This is a genomic window from Cerasicoccus frondis, from assembly GCA_031296915.1.
In the GTDB taxonomy this organism is placed as follows: Bacteria; Verrucomicrobiota; Verrucomicrobiia; order Opitutales; family Cerasicoccaceae; genus Cerasicoccus; species Cerasicoccus frondis.
In genome coordinates this window covers 24,325-41,229 of sequence record JAVDPC010000028.1, presented here as the reverse complement: position 1 = coordinate 41,229, position 16,905 = coordinate 24,325, and the positions used below count along the sequence as shown (strand labels likewise).

Sequence of the window (16,905 nt, the reverse complement as noted above, 5' to 3'; positions counted from 1 at the left end):
CTATAACTGCGCCGCCCCCCCCGGCTTGAAGTGCATGATTTCGGAGAGCGCCACGTCGCCTTGAATCACTTTTTCGCAGCAGTCCGACCAAAGGGTTTTAAACTCCTTGGCCTGTTGGCGAATCGCTCGTTCGTTGGCGCCTTCGGCGATTGCCGTACGCAGGTCTTCGTCGACCCAAAGTCCCTCGAAGAATCCTATGCGTCCCACAAAGCCTGTCCCCATACAGAATGAGCAGCCACCAGGCTCATAAATTTCCAATGACTCGCCTTCAGGAAGACCGAGTAATTTTAATTCTTCAGAGAGGGCAGGGCGCTTTACTCGACAATGTTTGCACAAACGACGTCCCAGGCGTTGCGCCAGAACTCCAATCAAGGTCGAACCAATTAGGAAACGTTGCGCGCCGATGTCTACTAGTCGGGTGACGGCGCCCACGGAGTCATTGGTGTGCAGCGTTGACATCACGAGGTGTCCCGTCATTGCCGCGCGCAACGCGATGTCCGCTGTCTCCCGGTCACGAATTTCCCCGACTAGAATCACATCCGGGTCATGGCGCAGGAATGAACGCAGCGCCTGGGCAAAGCCAACTTTGTTGCTCACCTGAACTTGCGTGATGCCTGCCAGAGTCTGCTCGACCGGGTCCTCCACCGTGAGTACATTGAGCTCATGTATTGCGAGCTCGCGAATAGCCGCGTAAAGCGTGGTGGACTTACCGCTGCCAGTCGGACCGGTCACCAGAATCATTCCATGGGGTAAAGTAATCGCGCGCCCGAAACGTTGGCGCATCGCGGTAGACATGCCCAAGTCGCCTAAGCTGAACTGGCCAGTGTCTTCACCGAGGATACGTAAGGTGCAGCGCTCTCCCCAACGCGTAGGAATCGTCGCTACGCGGATGTCCGACTCGGGAATGCCCCAGTTCATGACGGTGTATTTCATCGCGCCATCTTGCGCCATGCGTTGTTCAGCAATGTCGAGATTGGCGAGCACTTTTACCCGATTGACGAGGGCTTCTTCATCGGAGGCAGACAGCACTGCCGGGTAATCTTGCAGGTGTCCATCGACGCGCAGGCGAATGCGCATGCCGGCTTCCTGCGGCTCTAGGTGAATGTCCGAGGCGCGCCGCAAATAGGCCTCTTTCATCACGTCGTCCATCAGCCTGACTGGGTCGCGCTCCGACACCGCATCCAGAGAGGGGGATGCGAGTGCGCCTCCGTTGCCGACTAGCCCCAATTGAGATGCTATGGCTTTTCGCAGCGTATCGGGATCAACCAGTGCCGTCTCAAACGTTAAGCCGGTGGCGCGTTCAGCGCGTTCCACACTTAAGCGGTCATCCGGGTCGGCGATGGCTAATATACGCTCACCAGCTTTGTCTCGCAAAGGAAGCACCAGCCGACCCTGCCAAATTTTGCGTGGCGCCATGCCGAGCACTTCCTGGTCAGCCTGCAATTCTTCTGGTTTCAGGTAGCGCATCCGGCGTACATCCGCCAAAGCGCGGTAAAGCGCGGCTTCAGGAAAACGCCCCGCCCGAGTCGCGGCTTCTACCAAACCCAGGCGTTCGCGCTTAGCTTGGAGGCGTAGTTGTTGAACATCCTCAGAGTTGAGTAAGCCCACGCGAACGCCAGCGTCGATCAAGGTTGCGTCATTTACTGCCATGACACTGCTCCCCTTCCGTTAGAGGCAAGCATCCCTTGAAAACTATCCAAGTTGTTGCAGTGCCGCATGGCGACTTCTATGGTGATTTTTTGCTCTTTCAGTAGGCGCGTTAAAGCTTGATCCACTGTCCACATGCCATCCTCGGATCCAGATTCCATCAGTGCATACAACTGCTCTGTTTTCGATGAGCGGATCATGTGCGCCACGGCAGGTGTCGCCTTGAGGATTTCTACTGCCGGCAGACGCCCCTTGCCACTGATGTCCGGGATCAATTGTTGCGCGATTACTGCTCGTAACACCATGGAGAAGCGATGCCTCACCGCCGCTTGTTCATGTCCGGAAAATGCGCCGATGAACCGCTCGACCGCCCCTACCGCGGAACCGGTATGCAGCGTCGAAAAAACCAAGTGCCCGGTTTCGGCGGCAATGATCGCCGTTTGCATCGTTTCGCGGTCTCGTAGCTCGCCGACCAAAATGACATCCGGATCTTGTCGTAAGCCCGCGCGCACCGCTTCAGCAAAACTCGGAACATCGGTGCCCACTTCCCGATGATGGATCAGGCTCTTCTGATTCTGGTGGACGAACTCTACTGGGTCTTCGACCGTGAGGATATGGCTGTGACGCGTGCGATTAATTTCGTCGATCAACACCGCCAAGGTGGTGGACTTGCCACTGCCAGTGACCCCGGTAACGAGCACAAGCCCGGATGTTAATTCCGCCAAGTCTTTTAGCTGCTGCGGCAAACCCAGTTCTTTCAACGAAAGCACACTTTGGTCCAAGTGCCGAATCGCCATGGTGGGCTGCCCCATTTCAAAATAGCAATTGATCCGAAAACGTTCTCCTGTAGCAGTCGAGTAGCCGATATCGATCGTCTGTTTTGAGTGGAAAGCTTCCCTCTGACGCGGCGTCATAATGTCGGTCGACATCTTGGTGATCAACTCCGCGCTGATGGACTTTTCGCTATGGGGCTGCAGGTTCCCCTGAGTCCGAAAGCTGGCGGGGCGCCCGGATGAAAGGTGGACATCGGAAGCCCCCTGTTGAATGCAAAGATTCAGCAGTTGCTCCAATTGGTCGTTCGATGTCATCGGTGTCATGGTTACAGGGCGAGTTCCAACTGAATAAAGAGGGCCCCCTCAGTTTCGGCGGCGGTTGATTTCGACTGCTTGTTCGGATTCCTTGAATAGAGCTTCAGGTTCACCACGGCGACGTGGTAAGTCAGCGCGTCGAGTTGATTTAAAAAATTAAGAAGCGAATAAAATTGTGCGCGGGCTGTGACCTCAATCACCGGACGTCCAAGTTCGCGGTCAACGGGAATTTGTCCGCCATCACCGCCTCGGATGACCGAGCCTTCACGGGCAACCGATATAACCCTCACGCCAGTGCGTTCAGCGAGAGTGGAGACTTCCAACATGAGTTTATGCTGCTCTTCGGTGGATTCGAGTGAGGCAAAGCCTGCGCTGACTTCAGCATACTGTTGGTTTACTGCCTGCAACTTGGCGTCGGCTTCAGCAATGCGTTTTTCAATCGTGCGAATGGTTGGTCCCGTGGATTCGATGCCTTCCAAGCCGGTGCGTTTTTCGATGCGATCTTCACGTCGACTCAGCATTTTCTCGGACTCAAACAGTTGCTTGCTGGTTTTCAGATAAACCGGCGCGTATAAGGCAAGTAAGCCAAAGCCTATCAACAGCTGTGTGCGTAGGCGGTCGCCGCGCGACATCTTTTTCCATTTACTGAACATCGCTGACCTCCTCGCTGAGCTTGGTTTGCATAACGCGGACTTTGAGCACGTAGCCATCTTCTCCGCTACGACTGAGGCCTCGGGACAAACGGACATCCGCCACTTTGTAGTTCCAAGGTCCGAGCTTCTGATTGAGCAGATTTCCAAAAAGTTGCCCCTCGGCGTCACGTCGCGCCCAGCCTTCCAGATAGAACCCGCTTCGTTCGTCATTCTCCTCTAATACGTCCACTACGACGTCTCGGGGAATCGACTGGACAATTGCCTCCAGTATACCCGGCGTCATTTCCTGCCGACGCAAGATCACTTGATCCAGCAACACCATGCGTCGTTGCTTCTCCTGAATTTCATTTTCCTTGGACGCCAGGGTTTCCTCCAGTTGTTTAATTTCCGATTGAGTTTTAAGCGCCTCTTGTCGGATCTGCATGCGCTGTTCATACTCGATATCCAATAAGTCCAGGTTGAGTTCATTCTGGTCCGTCTTCACACGCATGCTTGTTTCCAAGCTAACAATGGAAATGAGCAACACGGCAATGATGACCCATGGCCAGAACTCGCGTGATTTCCAGATCGGTGGTTGTGGAGGTTGTGCCTGGATACGGGGCAAATACTTTGCATCGCAAAGCTTTAACGCATGCCGGGTTACGCCATGCATGGAGCTAGCTAAGGGCAAGCCGTTCAGCTCAACAGTGGGAGGACGTACGTCTCGCACTTCGACGTTGCTGAGAACGGCCTGCAAGGCTTCCCGCAACTGGGTCTGTAGCTCCGCCGAAGCGTTGATTGCTACAAGTGGCGTTCCTTGAGGAAGTAGTCTCGCCGCGATGGATGCAATGGATTTCACATCGGCATGGCCATGTGGGCATGGCTGAACAGAGATGTTTTCCACGTAACCGCTCTTCAGTTGAAAAATGGCAAACTGCTCCTGGCGCACTTCAATGAAGGCGCCGTCGGTGCGCCGCCAGTCAACCATCGGTAACGCGGCGCCCAACTGAGGGTAAATCCAACTGCAGAAAACGCCGTGTTTCTTAAACGCCTGGACCCACTGGCTGCGTAGGCCATCGCTAATGCCCGCGCAATGCCACGGATAGCGTCCATCTTCTTCGGTGCTGGATTGGCCATAGCAACCAATCGCCAACTCGTCATCCAGCCCGATCAGCGGCTCCTGCATGGTCAGGCATTCTTCCATTTGTGCGCGCCCGACCAGATCGCGGTAGGCATTGGTTGCGGGGCTACGTTGAGCGCCAGCCGTCACGCTGAGTTCCAGCTCTAGCCGCTCTTCTGCGCTTACGTGGCCACGGCCTTGCAGCAATGCGCCGATGGACCAAATGTCATTTTGCTGGACGTGAATTTCCTCAATGTCCCAGCGCGCCAATTCCTTCATTTGTGCTGGAGGACGGGGACGCCTGGGGTCTACCGGTAGATGGAGAAAGTCGCTTGCCGCCGATGGCGTGATGAGCACGGCTTTCTTCGGCAGGCGCTTGCCGTAGCTTTCGCGCAATTTGGCCAAGACTTCGCCTACTGCACTGGTGAAATCCACTGCGTCGCTTTGCGTGATGGCGCTAGTCTTCAGCGAACCTTTTAGATCGCGGGACGCCACCATGCCAAACAGTCGAAAGCCGGTTGTTTCAAAAACAAGCATGCTGCGCGGAACGCTTAGTTTGAAAGCGTCCTTGCTGCCGGGGTTACTTGTTCTGTCTTGTTGTTTCATCGCGATACAGGAGTAGGTGCTCTAACGAATTTCGAGAACGAGTTCGGGTACGCCCCCGCGTGAAAAGAATTTAACTCGCTTGGCCACGAGATCCTCTGCAGTCCATTCGGTTATCGAGTTGAGTTCGGCATCATCGTCGGCCAAAAGAATTAAAAGGTGTTCGCCTACAGGGATTCTGGTGGATGCTGGAAAGTTGACGACGAAGTCAGCGCCGTTAGCCAATGCTCCGAGTGAGACGGATGATGACGGCACGGTCTCCCAGGTAGGCCCGTCACCACTGTCGTCATTAGTGTAAACTAGAAGCGCAGCAGAGAAATTATGATTGCTGCTAAATGACATGTCACCAGTCATATTCTCAATCCGCACACTCGCGCCCGAGATATCGATTTGCCAATCAGTATTCAGGATCGGCTGGCCCATGAGCATGTCGGTTTCGTAGTCATGGCCGGTTAACTCACCCATGCCTCCGTCCATTCCATAACTGTCGACATACCATCCGTCTCTACTGATACCAGAGTCGACACGACTAACACACCAGCCATGGTTTTCCGAATCAATATCGTTGCCCAAGTCAGCCGCGAGGCTGAAGGTCGTAGCACTGGGGCAGTCGGTCAGATCCGCGCCATCTTCGCTACGGTCTGTTCCCCAGCCATCCCGAAAGTATCCCGAAGATGAGGCCGGTAAGTAGCCTTGCCGGTGGCCTTTGAACAGTTGATAATTGACGCTACTGGTCGCGCCGGAAAAATCGTATTCGTTTGCGCCTCCTTGATCATAAATAGGTTCGACCGCACCGTACTCATCGTAGTCAGTTGGTAGCGCCACCAAGGCGTCAATGTTTACCGGCAAAACTCCATTATCTACGACATACCCGCTTTGGATGCCACGCTCCCACGTTGCCGGGCTGTTGGGGCCAAGGACTGCAGTACGGATTGCATCGAGTCGATTGCGTGTGTCTTCGTAGCGGACTTGGCTGATGTTGTCGTCGACAGTGCTGGTCAGCATCCATGCGACAGAAGCCAGAATCACCACGACCAGCAGTAGCTCCAGCAAAGTGAAACCTCTTGTGCGATATATCTGGATTGCGCGCTGCGTCATTGCGCGTCCTCCTTGCTCATTGCAGGCAGGAAATCAACGACCAGGATCGCTGGGCCTTTGTCGTAATTGTAAATGTGGTAACCGATAAATTCGGCAGATGCCTCGTCAGGCAAGTCAGCGGTCAGCTTTTCCGCCGCGCTTTTTTCCACATAGACGGGGATGATTTCGCCGTTGTCAGATTCGACAAACATGCGGTGTTGAATGTCGGGCAGAGGAGTCACGCCCGCGACCTCCAACGCCGTGTAGACGTAGGACATTTCTTTTTCCTCGGGGTCGCGTTTTTTCCTGGCCGTGAAGCGAACCGGGACAGCAGCCTTGATCGTCTTTTGCCCGTTAAAACTTTCGACTTCGGCAATGGCGTCGGCAATTAAGTCATCTAATTCAATACGAATGAAATCTGCAGTGAGCGCCTGGGCTTGTTCTTGGTGAATGGCTTCAGGAACACCCTTAGGGGCTTCTTCTCCACAGCCGCCAGCCAGGATTCCAAACCAGATAAGTAAGGCTGTCAAAGGCATTCGCTGTGATGCAGAAAAAGTAGTTCGATATAAGTACGGGTTCATTTTTCAAATCCAATTAGTTGATGTCGAGGCGCACGTCGTCCTCCGTGTCATATTCACCATCGAGGCCCATACTGATGAGAAACGGCTGGCCGTTTAGGCCAAAGACCAAGTAAGGGCGGCCCCATTTAGCGAGTTCGTCACCATCGACGGTGCTGCTCCAGCCCAGTAAATTGTTGGCTGTCACGCTGTGTTCAAAAGGGTCGGCAATACCGTCGACGTTCGTGATCGTAGTACCGAGTAAGGGATCGCCCAATGCATCACCTGCTGCAGTGTCGGGATCGTCGTTGATATCGTCGCGAATGTCCACGTAGCCCTCGCCGTAACCAGTCAGGTATGGGCCACGCCAACCACGGCCGGTTTCGGGGTTCCAAGTTGCTAACTGGTGTCCGGAGCTGTCCAATGGACTAACCGTTGTCATGAGTTGTTCGAAGTTAGCGGGTGAGTAGAACCATCTTGTTTTTTCCGTATCGTTACTGCCAGCGTGCGCAGGCAAATTGTCGATGACGACCGAGCCGCCGTCAGTTGACAGTGCGAAGGGGCCCGTCTTGGGATAGTAACCAGTGTCATGTTTGAACTGTTGGATTGCCTTAGCGATTTCCAGCATCTCCACGCGGACGAGGCGGTCGCTACTGTCCTCGCTGATGCCGCGATAGGCGCCCGTTGCAATGAACGCCACTGCCGCCAGAACGGACACCACGACGAGGAGCTCAAGCAGCGTAAAGCCGCGAGGGGCCAATGCTTCGCGGCTGTTGTGTTGGTTTACTCGGTGCATATATCTCTCGCTTTCTCCAAGGGCGCTTTAAATTCAGCGCCGTATTTTCGCCGCGCTTTGTTGATTGCAGTTTTTTCGTCGGCCCCGGCGTTCATCAGCGCCGCCATGTAGTTGTAGGGATCCGCGTCGACGGATTTTTTCATTTCATTGGCGAAGCAATCCGCTTGATCCGCAGGCATGCCGGTTTTGACCAAGCCCGATTTCATTTCATCGACATTCGGGCGACTGCAACCAGCGAGGCTTAACAATGAAATCACTAATAAGCCATTTATCGTTAATGATATTTTCGCGTATTTGTTTCTCATGAATCGAAGAAGTTGAGGGGGCTAAAGCCGACTAAGGCCCGAACCCGTTGAGGACATTGCCTGTCGTGGTTCGAGCCTGTCAGCTCCTGGAAGCGACCGGGCGGGGTTGCCCCCACGCCGGTCTACTCAGGCTGATAAGATTAGATGGTGTTGCGGGTGCCGTCCCACTCGCCAAGTTCTTCTTCCTTGGTGTCGAGTGCGCCGTCGACGACAGTGATGAACTCGATTTGGTCGATGACCTCGTAGCCATCGGCTTCGGCGGAATCCCAAGTGCCGATTTCGAAGATTGCAATGAAGCGACCATATTGAGTCGGTCCAACATGACGATAGACGGGCACAGTTGTCATGCCACCGAGTTCGCCTGTGTTGAACAGAGTGCTCGACGGACCAACACCTACCATCAGGTAAACTGGATTGCCGTCAGCATTGTATGCAGAGCCGTCACCAGCTGGGTCTTCCTGACCAGTCAGGCGCTCATTGCCACCTGTCCATACCGTTACGACTGAACCATCGACTAAAGCTTCGATACTGCCGCAGCCGTTGGCGTCAGGGGTCATGAAGATGTTATTCGAAACCACTGCGTTGCCACGCGAAGCAATAAGATCATTAACATCAGAGCAATCGCCGTCATCGGCAGGATCACCTGCAGTATCAATATACATTAAGTCAGTAATGCCGGCATCACCCAACACACCGACTGCATCGGCGTTTAGTGCGAAGGCGGCGTCTGCGTCGCCTGCATCCCACCCGAGCAGCTCGTCGCCACTTGTAGCAGTAGAGCCTGCGCGAACGGCGTCAGTGGTGTCTGTTCCCAACTCCATGAGGGAGTCGAATTGGTTTGGAAAGGAATTTCGTGTAAGCACACGATAAGTGTGAACTCCCTTATTCAGTTCGTCCATCATCGCGACGTGGGCTGCGGCGGATGCGCGGGCATCCGTGTCTTTCAAGGCGATAGAAGCCGTGCCAGCGACCGCAGCGAGGATGGCTACGACAACCAGCAGTTCGAGCAGGGTGAAACCTGCTGCGTGCTTGCGAGTATTGAGTGATTTTACCTTCATGGTTTTAATTTTAATGATTTTCAGTCGAATCCATTACCAACGTAGTGGAGCGGTGATGGACTTTTGTCATGAAAACCAGTCTCAAGAAGATGCGTCAATGGCTTATTTGATATTGAGTTTCATTTTCTAGAAGCTCATCCTGTGGATTAGTCATGCTAATGATTTATTAATCATATATTAAGTATTGTGGTGCTATGGTTAACCAAATTGAATAGCGGCCGCACTGGAATAAATCTCTGTGCCAACGCGAACCGAGTCTGACAACTGACCGCCAATACTTTTTAAACCGTGGAATTACCAAGTCTCCAGAAGCGCCAGCCGTTTATCATCGCCTTGATCCTGGTAGGCATCGTCGTGGCCTCACTATCTGCGTTGGAAGCAAAGATTCCCGCTATCGCCGAGTTCTGTGGGATGCTGGGTGATGGCTGCCACAACACGCATCAATACAGGCTTTTCGGCCTGCCGCTTGCTCCCTGGGGCATGTTGTACTATGGCGTCATGGGGATGCTTTGTCTACACCGTCGCGGCTGGGTGTTCTGGGGGGCGGTTGCTGGGTTGGGTTTTGAATTAGCCCTCTTACGCATCATGGTCGAAAACGAATTTATCTGCGTTTTCTGCGCCCTGAATTTCCTCGTGGTGTGCTTCATTTGGCTGCTGGAATTCGACAGAAATCGACTTTGGGAAACTGCGGCCGTTAGCCTGATGACGTTCACTTTGGCGGGGTTTTTGATTACCGACGGACGGTCGGAAAAGTTAACTAATGAGACTGATATTCTCGCTTTGGTGGATGGAAATGCCATCTGGGCCGAGGATATTGAGCGTCCTTTGAGCGCGCCTTTGCACCGCCAAGAGCAGAAAATCTACGAGCTCAAGAACGCGCTGCTGCAGAATCGAATCAACGACCGTTTGCTTGAGGTGGATGCCGAGAAACGCGGTATTTCCGTCGATGCTTTGCTTCAACAGATACGTAGTAAAATCCCGCCGCTTGCGCCTCATGTCGTGGATCATTATTACGAAACTGGACTTTATCGCAGTCTGGGCGATTGGGCCGGAACTGAGGACGAGGTGAAGGCGCATATCCGCGAGGCGCTGCATGAGCGGGACACTGCGCCACTGGTTCTCGACTATTTTAAGGTGCTGCGCGAAAGATACCCGGTGGAAATCTATTTGAAGCCGCCGCCCTTGCCGTCGACTCAGGTGCGCATTGACGACGCGCCGAGTATTGGCCCAACGGATGCTCCGGTGACGGTCGTGGAGCTCTCCGATTACCTGTGCCCGTCCTGCCGAAAGTCGCACGGCAATGTTCAGGCAATTAAAAATAAATACGCGGGCCAAATACGCTGGGTCTTCAAGGACTACCCGCTTAAGCGTCATCCAGGCGCTAGAGAGCTGGCCCTCGCCGCACGCTTTGCGGAAATTCAGGGGCAGTTTTGGGCGTTTCAGGACAAGCTATTTTCCGCTGAGCAGCTAGACTTCGAGCAAGCCGTCGCTTTGGCAGAATCTTTGGGCATGGATGGGGAGCAACTACGGCGTTTCGTCGCTGATCCGGCTCAGGTTGCTGCTCTGGAGCAGGATATCGATGAAGCGCGTGCAGCAGGCATCAGCGCTACGCCAACATTCATCATTAACGGAAAAATGCGCAGCGGCGCTCCGTCGATTGACGAGTTTACCGAACTCATTGACCAGGCCTTGGCCGAGGCGGATAGAGCGCATGGCATTGAGTCATCATCTGGGGATTGAATGTGGACCGCCAAGGGATAGTGTCAGGAAGCTGCGGAAACGCTAATCATGGTCGGCGTTCCAAGCTCTTCCTTTTACTTCCGCTGGTCGCCTGCAGTCCACTGATTCTGCTACTGTTGAAAGATACGTCTGTGGAGTGGGCGTTCTTTCTCGGGCGTCTGCATCCGGCAATTATCCACCTGCCCATTGGGATCTTATTCCTGGTTCTCCTAATGGAGCTGGTGACTGTCCTCAGCCGTGGGAAGCTGAACTATCCCACTGGATTGGCCATGCTGTTTGCCGCCTTGGTCACCGTGGCGTCCACCGTCTTCGGTATTCTGTTGGCCGATAGCGAAGCGTCCGCCGGGCCGCTGATTAGCAGTCATTTGCGCTGGGGCATCGCGACTGCGGCCTTAACGGTCTTTGCGCTGACCCTGCGTTGCCTGCCTGCCTACCACTTGCAAAAAGTTTGGTCCTGGTTTTATCGCGTAACATTGGTCGTTGCTTGTGGGCTGCTGGTTTGGACCGGCCATCAGGGCGGCTCCATTACGCACGGCGAAGACTATCTAACCGAGCATTTGCCATGGTTGGCCAATTCAAATGCGGTGACCGTGATCGAGATCCCGTCTGTCGGCAGTCCGGTTTATTATGAGCCGACGATTGCCGCCCTCTTTGCGGCGAAATGCAACTCATGCCACAAGCGAGCTTACTTCAAAGGTGGATTGATCATGGATAGCTATGAGGCGCTTTTGCGGGGAGGGGAGTCTGGCCCTTGCATTGTCCCGGGCGATCCCGATGCCAGCACCATCTTGACCAGCGTCCTTCTGCCGATGTCCGACAGTGATCACATGCCGCCTAAGGACAAACCTCAATTAACTACCGAAGAAGTGGCAGTTATACAGCGTTGGCTGCTGGGCGGCGCCCTACGCGCAGCGCACGATGATGGAAAAGAGTAAATAGTATCAGGTTAACGCCTATATAATTGCCGTGGCTGCTTTTTGCTGCGTACTTGTCATTGCATTGCAGGGCCGTATTTGCCTTGTTGAGTGCATGCCGAAGAAATCCAGCCAACCACGCAAGCAGGCCAAAAAAGCCACGAAGAAAGCGGCTAAGAAATCCGCCAAGACTGCCCAGAGTGTCGTGAATCCGATGGAGCAGATGATGCTCGAAAAATTGGGTGGCGACCACGCTGCATTGGCGGAGATGAAATCCGCCTTGAGCGAACTGATGGACGCAGTTGATTTGGCGGGTGGCCCCGAAGCTTTGGGCGCTATCGATTGGAGCGCTATGCCTGGCGGCATCGACGATGAAGACCGGCTTTACGACGCCAATGAGCTGGTTTACGACGCCCAGGATGCGCCAACTCTAAAGAAGCGCATCAAGCTGGCGCGTGAGGCGCTTGATACGCACCCGGAATGTGCTGACGCTTGGCTGATTCTGGCGCACTCGCTGGATCTCTCGGCTGCGGAATACGAGTGCTATGTGATGCGCGCCATCAACGCAGGTCGTGTCATTATTGGAGATGACTTTGATGACTTTCGCGGTGAGTTCTGGGGGTTCATGGAGACGCGTCCCTTCATGCGCGGCTTGGCTGCGTTGGGGGAATTTTATTTCACTGAAGGCAATCTGTCGGCAGCCATTGATACTTGGGAGGAAATGTTGGAGCTGAATCCCAATGACAACCAGGGAGTGCGCGATTCTCTGGGCGCCGCCTACCTGATGGTGGAGGACCTGGACGCGGCGCGCGCCTTACTCGACCGCTACCCGCAGGACATGGCGGCCTGGCTCTATGGAAACGCCTTGGAGCTCTTCCTGCGTCATGGTGCGGGCAAGAAGGCTGATGCCGCCCTCAAGAAAGCGCTGAAAAACAACCCCCACTGCGCGGAGTTTTTCACAGGCGCCTACCAGTTGCCGGATGAGATGCCTGGCATGTATTCACCGGGCAGCCTGCAAGAGGCGGAAATCCTTGCCCAACACACGCAAGCGCTCTGGTTGGGCAACCAAGAGGCTGTCAGTTGGCTCAAGCGCGTTCGCGGCAAAAGCAGTTAATCGATCAATACGGTCCTGGCTAACGCTGTGCTCTAGTTGGTCTGTTCTTCCGGCGGAATGGGCAGCAAGTGGTCGCGGTGGCAGATCGGCATTCGCTTGGGTGGCAACGGTGTTTCGGGAAAATCGTCGAGCCACCGTTGTCGTTCTTCATCTTTTGCGAAGTAAGCCAGATAGGTGTCGCTGGGCTCGGGGAATTCGGGGGTTGGGTATTCGCTGATGCCAATGCGGCAATTCCAGCCCGACTCCGGTGGCATGATGGTCCGTTCCTCGGGTAGCGTTTCGTCATAAAGCAACTGATAGAGATCGCGGTCGCTCAGGTGGTTGGTGTCATATAAAAACACCCGCAGCTCTGCCAGTGCGCGGATCAGTTCCCACAGCGCCTCATGCACGGCGGCGTCAGATTCGAGCTCCGTCGGCTTGGTGGGGCGCAAGCCGCAGCGTTCCTTCAATTGCACGAACAAGGTGCCCTCCGGCGCTGACTCATACGCGAGCACATGCTGCCAAAACTGCTCCTGCGCATCCATCGACACATCCTCCCCAATGACTTCGATGAACTCGCCATCGGTCGCGGCATCAACCTGCGCCCGCAATTCTCCTAGGCGGAGCGCCTGCTCTATGCGCGGGTCGTCGTCGTGCTCGGGTAGTTGGTTCTCGTTGTCGGGCATGGCAAATTGAATGAGCTATATCTCTGCGCTTTCGATATGGGCCTTGATGTCTGCATAGTCACCGCAAATTATCTCTTCGACTTGCTTGCTCAAGCAAGCTAGGCGAATGGCGGGTAGGGAGGAAATGGCATGGAGGCGCATTAATTCACAGATGATGAATGCATTAAATTCTGGCTCAAAACGGTCAAAGTCGGAGATCAGCGAATGTGCGCTATTAGTCAGCGTGGAGCGCAGGTGAGGGTGCTGCTCGTCACACGCGGTGTAAAAACTCGCTAATGAAAAGCGGGCGGATTCGCTATTGGAAACGTTTCGCAGGTATTGTTCAATCTCTGGAATCACTGATTTTCCGAGCTTTGCTAAGGTGCGCGGAATATCGACCGAAACCCAGTCGTCATCCTCATATGCTTCCAATATTTGGATCAATGGCGTAACGATCGCCTCGGTGCCAACTTGCTTCAATGCTCGGATAGCATGCAGTGGCGCAAAGACCGCCCGGTTTTTTGATTTGAGCTGATTCAAGTCCTTATCCTGCGCCATCCGCAGCAGCTCGGCTTCGTCTGCAGTCGTCAGCCCAAACTGCTTCGCATAGTCCAACCATTGGGGCCCTCGCGTTGGTGCGCCAAGCTTTAGCAGCGGCTTCAGTTTATCTGAATAAGTGATTTCAATCATGCTCGCAATTTTGAGGAAAATAGTCGCTGTGGGAAGTGTGGAATTGTGTAGGTTTCTGAGAATTCTTCAGCTCTCTTCGCCCAATAAGCAGCTGCGGATTGACAGCAGGCAGTGATCAATTACCATGCGACGGAGCGTTCCTGCTCAGGGGTCAAGCTGCGGATTGACAGCAGGCAGTGATCAATACCATCCCATTCATCAGTCACAACCTCGTCTAAGCTGCGGATTGACAGCAGGCAGTGATCAATTACCATGCACGCCCCAAATCATTCAAAATTGCGCTCAGCTGCGGATTGACAGCAGGCACTGATCAATTACCATGTCAGTCGGAGGCGAAAGCCCTGGGACTTTAGCTGCGGATTGACAGCAGGCAGTGATCAATTACCATAAAACCGCGCAGACTGCGGTCGACGCTTTGCTGCGGATTGACAGCAGGCAGTGATCAATTACCATATTGTCGGCGCTCAATGCGTTCCGGATTTCGCTGCGGATTGACAGCAGGCAGTGATCAATTACCATGCAATGAAGCAATCCTCGAAGCGTATATGGCTGCGGATTGACAGCAGGCAGTGATCAATTACCATTCGCTGGCCCTTGGCCAGCTCGCTCTGGTGGCTGCGGATTGACAGCAGGCAGTGATCAATTACCATACGATATCGTCGTCATCGTCGGTAGCGTAGCTGCGGATTGACAGCAGGCAGTGATCAATTACCATAATGGACAACCGGTTACGCGAACCACAAGAGCTGCGGATTGACAGCAGGCAGTGATCAATTACCATCTATGCGGGCGCGGGCACGAGCCGGAGCCAGCTGCGGATTGACAGCAGGCAGTGATCAATTACCATCCAATCCGATGCCTATCCCACGCAGCCGCAGCTGCGGATTGACAGCAGGCAGTGATCAATTACCATACTGCGCTGCACTTGCACATCGCTGCCACTGCTGCGGATTGACAGCAGGCAGTGATCAATTACCATTGGCCTGCCGAATTGCCCGGTTGTGCCCATGCTGCGGATTGACAGCAGGCAGTGATCAATTACCATTAATGTCCATCGGCTATGGTTCTCGCAGTGCTGCGGATTGACAGCAGGCAGTGATCAATTACCATAACACCGACACCGCGCCCCTGCTGATTCAGGCTGCGGATTGACAGCAGGCAGTGATCAATTACCATGAGCTTTTGCTTCTTTCCATGGCGTCGATTGCTGCGGATTGACAGCAGGCAGTGATCAATTACCATGGTCTGCAAATCGCATACGAGATCCATCCAGCTGCGGATTGACAGCAGGCAGTGATCAATTACCATGGGCGCTGCTTCGAATGTATTCAGGTTGCTGCTGCGGATTGACAGTAGGCAGTGATCAATTACCATAAAGGTCACCAGACAAAGGCGACGGTAACGGCTGCGGATTGACAGTAGGCAGTGATCAATTACCATCTGACCATCAAGCGACACCTCGAATCGTGTGCTGCGGATTGACAGTAGGCAGTGATCAATTACCATAACAGCGGTCAGGGCTACAGTCTTGAGTATGCTGCGGATTGACAGTAGGCAGTGATCAATTACCATTGGTATGACGTTAAGGACTACGAAGATGAGGCTGCGGATTGACAGTAGGCAGTGATCAATTACCATATCTGCCGCCTAACCTACTATAAACAAGCAGGTTAGGCGGCTTTTGGTTAAAACATTTCTAGTTGAGCAGGGGGTTCTTCGGATGGTTGGTAGCGTTTTCCGCGATAAACTTCCATCATAGAGAACTGTTTATCAGTAAATTGAAGGATGCGCACTTCACCGTCGGGAGGGACCAGTTTCCGGATGCGCTGAAGATGGACCGCCATGTTTTCCCGACTGGGGCAATGGCGATAATAAACCGAATACTGCATCATGCCGAACCCATCTTCTACGAGAGACTTGCGGAACCGTGCGTAAGCCTTGCGCGTCTTCTCAGTCGTAACTGGTAGATCAAAGAGAACGACTATCCACATGCAGCGATATCCCGATATCCACATTACGTGCTCCGAATGGGGAAGTTGATGGTTTTGGCCTCCTTGGTGATGAAGCGAAAGTAGCCGTTTATATATTCTGGAAGGACTGCGAGTAATGGGCCGGTTCGTCCGTTCATCCGGTAGGGGCTGGTGAGCAGTTTGAGTAGTTGATTGCGGTGATGGCGCTTCAGTGTGGCATTCGTATCACACTCAGTTGCAAGTATAGTCTTTACCTGTTGGTCAACGAGAGGCCGCAGTGGCTCCATCAGGTCATCGGCCAAGCAGTATGGATTATTGCGCCGATGATGTTCCATCCCTAAGGCGGGAACCATGCCTGCCGTGACAATCGCCCGCGCAACCGCGGCCCGAATGATGCTGTAGCCATAATTGAGACAGGCGTTGAAGAGGGTCTCGCCCTCGGCGTCGCGCTTATCGCCCTGGTGGTATTGTTGGGGAAAATAGCTTGGCCAGTAGACGCAGGCGGCCTGTGCTTCGTAGTTGTCCGAGTCGCCCGAGCGCACGCGCTGCTGCATTTCCTCAAGACGTTTGCGTTGCGGGTTATCCAGTAGGGCAGCTTGCGCCTTGATTTTGGCGATCACAGTCTGCCGCCAGGCTTGTTTGAGGGCTGGACGGTCTGCCCGAAGTTGAGCCTGCATGCGGGGCACCAGCTCCGTGTGGGTGGCGAGTGGCAGGAGCATGCCGGTAGGCAGAAAACGCTTGTTGCAGATGACGACTGCGGCCCCGGATTCCAGTAATGCATTCAGCGCGGCTGTAGATACTGACGTCGCGGCTTCCTGCAAGACGACCACACCGATATCCTCACAGGCAAAGGTGCGCTCCTCATCCCGCAGACAGACCACCAGTTGCCCATGTCTGAGGTTCAGGTGGGTGCATCGTTCCGTAAACTCCAAGGTGTGTTTGACCATGCT

General features: G+C 54.1%; 16 protein-coding genes and 1 CRISPR repeat array. Of the genes, 3 read left to right on the top strand and 13 right to left on the bottom strand.

The window, feature by feature from the left end:
* The 9 genes from RBB63_RS18255 to RBB63_RS18215 all read right to left on the bottom strand — a co-directional run bounded on the left by RBB63_RS18255 (position 1) and on the right by RBB63_RS18215 (position 8,883).
* Entirely contained in the window at positions 1 to 1,650 is a 1,650-nt protein-coding gene (locus RBB63_RS18255) for a GspE/PulE family protein (protein WP_309386449.1), read from the bottom strand.
* A complete protein-coding gene (locus RBB63_RS18250; RefSeq protein ID WP_309386448.1) occupies positions 1,641 to 2,735 on the bottom strand; it encodes a type IV pilus twitching motility protein PilT in 1,095 nt (364 codons plus the stop codon). Before RBB63_RS18250 ends, RBB63_RS18255 begins: the two co-directional genes overlap by 10 nt.
* An 11-nt stretch (positions 2,736 to 2,746) precedes the next feature.
* Positions 2,747 to 3,388: a hypothetical protein gene (locus RBB63_RS18245; protein WP_309386447.1), complete on the bottom strand. Its 642-nt coding sequence runs from the start codon at positions 3,386 to 3,388 to the stop codon at positions 2,747 to 2,749.
* Positions 3,378 to 5,093 carry an OmpH family outer membrane protein gene (locus tag RBB63_RS18240; protein ID WP_309386446.1) on the bottom strand — a complete coding sequence of 572 codons (1,716 nt, stop codon included), beginning with the start codon at positions 5,091 to 5,093 and terminating at the stop codon, positions 3,378 to 3,380. Before RBB63_RS18240 ends, RBB63_RS18245 begins: the two co-directional genes overlap by 11 nt.
* A 21-nt stretch (positions 5,094 to 5,114) precedes the next feature.
* Entirely contained in the window at positions 5,115 to 6,188 is a 1,074-nt protein-coding gene (locus RBB63_RS18235) for a prepilin-type N-terminal cleavage/methylation domain-containing protein (protein WP_309386445.1), read from the bottom strand.
* The gene (locus RBB63_RS18230; protein WP_309386444.1) at positions 6,185 to 6,703 is read right to left on the bottom strand and encodes a hypothetical protein; all 519 of its coding nucleotides are present in this window, start codon (positions 6,701 to 6,703) and stop codon (positions 6,185 to 6,187) included. Before RBB63_RS18230 ends, RBB63_RS18235 begins: the two co-directional genes overlap by 4 nt.
* Positions 6,704 to 6,761: 58 nt before the next feature.
* A complete protein-coding gene (locus tag RBB63_RS18225) occupies positions 6,762 to 7,520 on the bottom strand; it encodes a prepilin-type N-terminal cleavage/methylation domain-containing protein (RefSeq protein ID WP_309386443.1) in 759 nt (252 codons plus the stop codon).
* Positions 7,508 to 7,825 (bottom strand): hypothetical protein, encoded by a 318-nt coding sequence (locus tag RBB63_RS18220; protein ID WP_309386442.1) that lies wholly within the window; start codon positions 7,823 to 7,825, stop codon positions 7,508 to 7,510. Before RBB63_RS18220 ends, RBB63_RS18225 begins: the two co-directional genes overlap by 13 nt.
* Positions 7,826 to 7,965: 140 nt before the next feature.
* Entirely contained in the window at positions 7,966 to 8,883 is a 918-nt protein-coding gene (locus RBB63_RS18215) for a prepilin-type N-terminal cleavage/methylation domain-containing protein (RefSeq protein WP_309386441.1), read from the bottom strand.
* A 288-nt stretch (positions 8,884 to 9,171) separates the two neighbouring features.
* Here RBB63_RS18215 and RBB63_RS18210 point away from each other — a divergent pair, with 288 nt between their 5' ends.
* The 3 genes from RBB63_RS18210 (at position 9,172) to RBB63_RS18200 (ending at position 12,651) form a co-directional block, all read left to right on the top strand.
* Positions 9,172 to 10,623 carry a thioredoxin domain-containing protein gene (locus tag RBB63_RS18210; RefSeq protein WP_309386439.1) on the top strand — a complete coding sequence of 484 codons (1,452 nt, stop codon included), beginning with the start codon at positions 9,172 to 9,174 and terminating at the stop codon, positions 10,621 to 10,623.
* A 116-nt stretch (positions 10,624 to 10,739) separates the two neighbouring features.
* Positions 10,740 to 11,558, top strand: a complete 819-nt coding sequence (locus RBB63_RS18205; RefSeq protein ID WP_309386438.1) for a c-type cytochrome domain-containing protein — start codon at positions 10,740 to 10,742, stop codon at positions 11,556 to 11,558.
* A gap of 94 nt (positions 11,559 to 11,652) precedes the next feature.
* Entirely contained in the window at positions 11,653 to 12,651 is a 999-nt protein-coding gene (locus tag RBB63_RS18200; protein WP_309386437.1) for a tetratricopeptide repeat protein, read from the top strand.
* Between the two features lie 32 nt (positions 12,652 to 12,683).
* Here the strand turns inward: RBB63_RS18200 and RBB63_RS18195 are convergent, their stop codons facing one another.
* The 4 genes from RBB63_RS18195 to cas1 all read right to left on the bottom strand — a co-directional run bounded on the left by RBB63_RS18195 (position 12,684) and on the right by cas1 (position 16,902).
* On the bottom strand, positions 12,684 to 13,316 hold the full coding sequence (locus tag RBB63_RS18195) for a hypothetical protein (RefSeq protein ID WP_309386435.1): 633 nt from the start codon (positions 13,314 to 13,316) through the stop codon (positions 12,684 to 12,686).
* A gap of 15 nt (positions 13,317 to 13,331) precedes the next feature.
* Entirely contained in the window at positions 13,332 to 13,985 is a 654-nt protein-coding gene (locus RBB63_RS18190) for a hypothetical protein (RefSeq protein ID WP_309386434.1), read from the bottom strand.
* Positions 13,986 to 14,075: 90 nt separating this feature from the next.
* A CRISPR array of direct repeats spans positions 14,076 to 15,623; the repeat unit is 36 nt; unit sequence GCTGCGGATTGACAGCAGGCAGTGATCAATTACCAT.
* Positions 15,624 to 15,670: 47 nt separating this feature from the next.
* On the bottom strand, positions 15,671 to 15,976 hold the full coding sequence (gene cas2 / locus RBB63_RS18185) for a CRISPR-associated endonuclease Cas2 (RefSeq protein WP_309386432.1): 306 nt from the start codon (positions 15,974 to 15,976) through the stop codon (positions 15,671 to 15,673).
* A 23-nt stretch (positions 15,977 to 15,999) separates the two neighbouring features.
* Positions 16,000 to 16,902, bottom strand: coding sequence for a type II CRISPR-associated endonuclease Cas1 (gene cas1, locus RBB63_RS18180; RefSeq protein WP_309386431.1), 903 nt, complete (start codon positions 16,900 to 16,902; stop codon positions 16,000 to 16,002).
* Positions 16,903 to 16,905 lie beyond the last annotated feature (3 nt).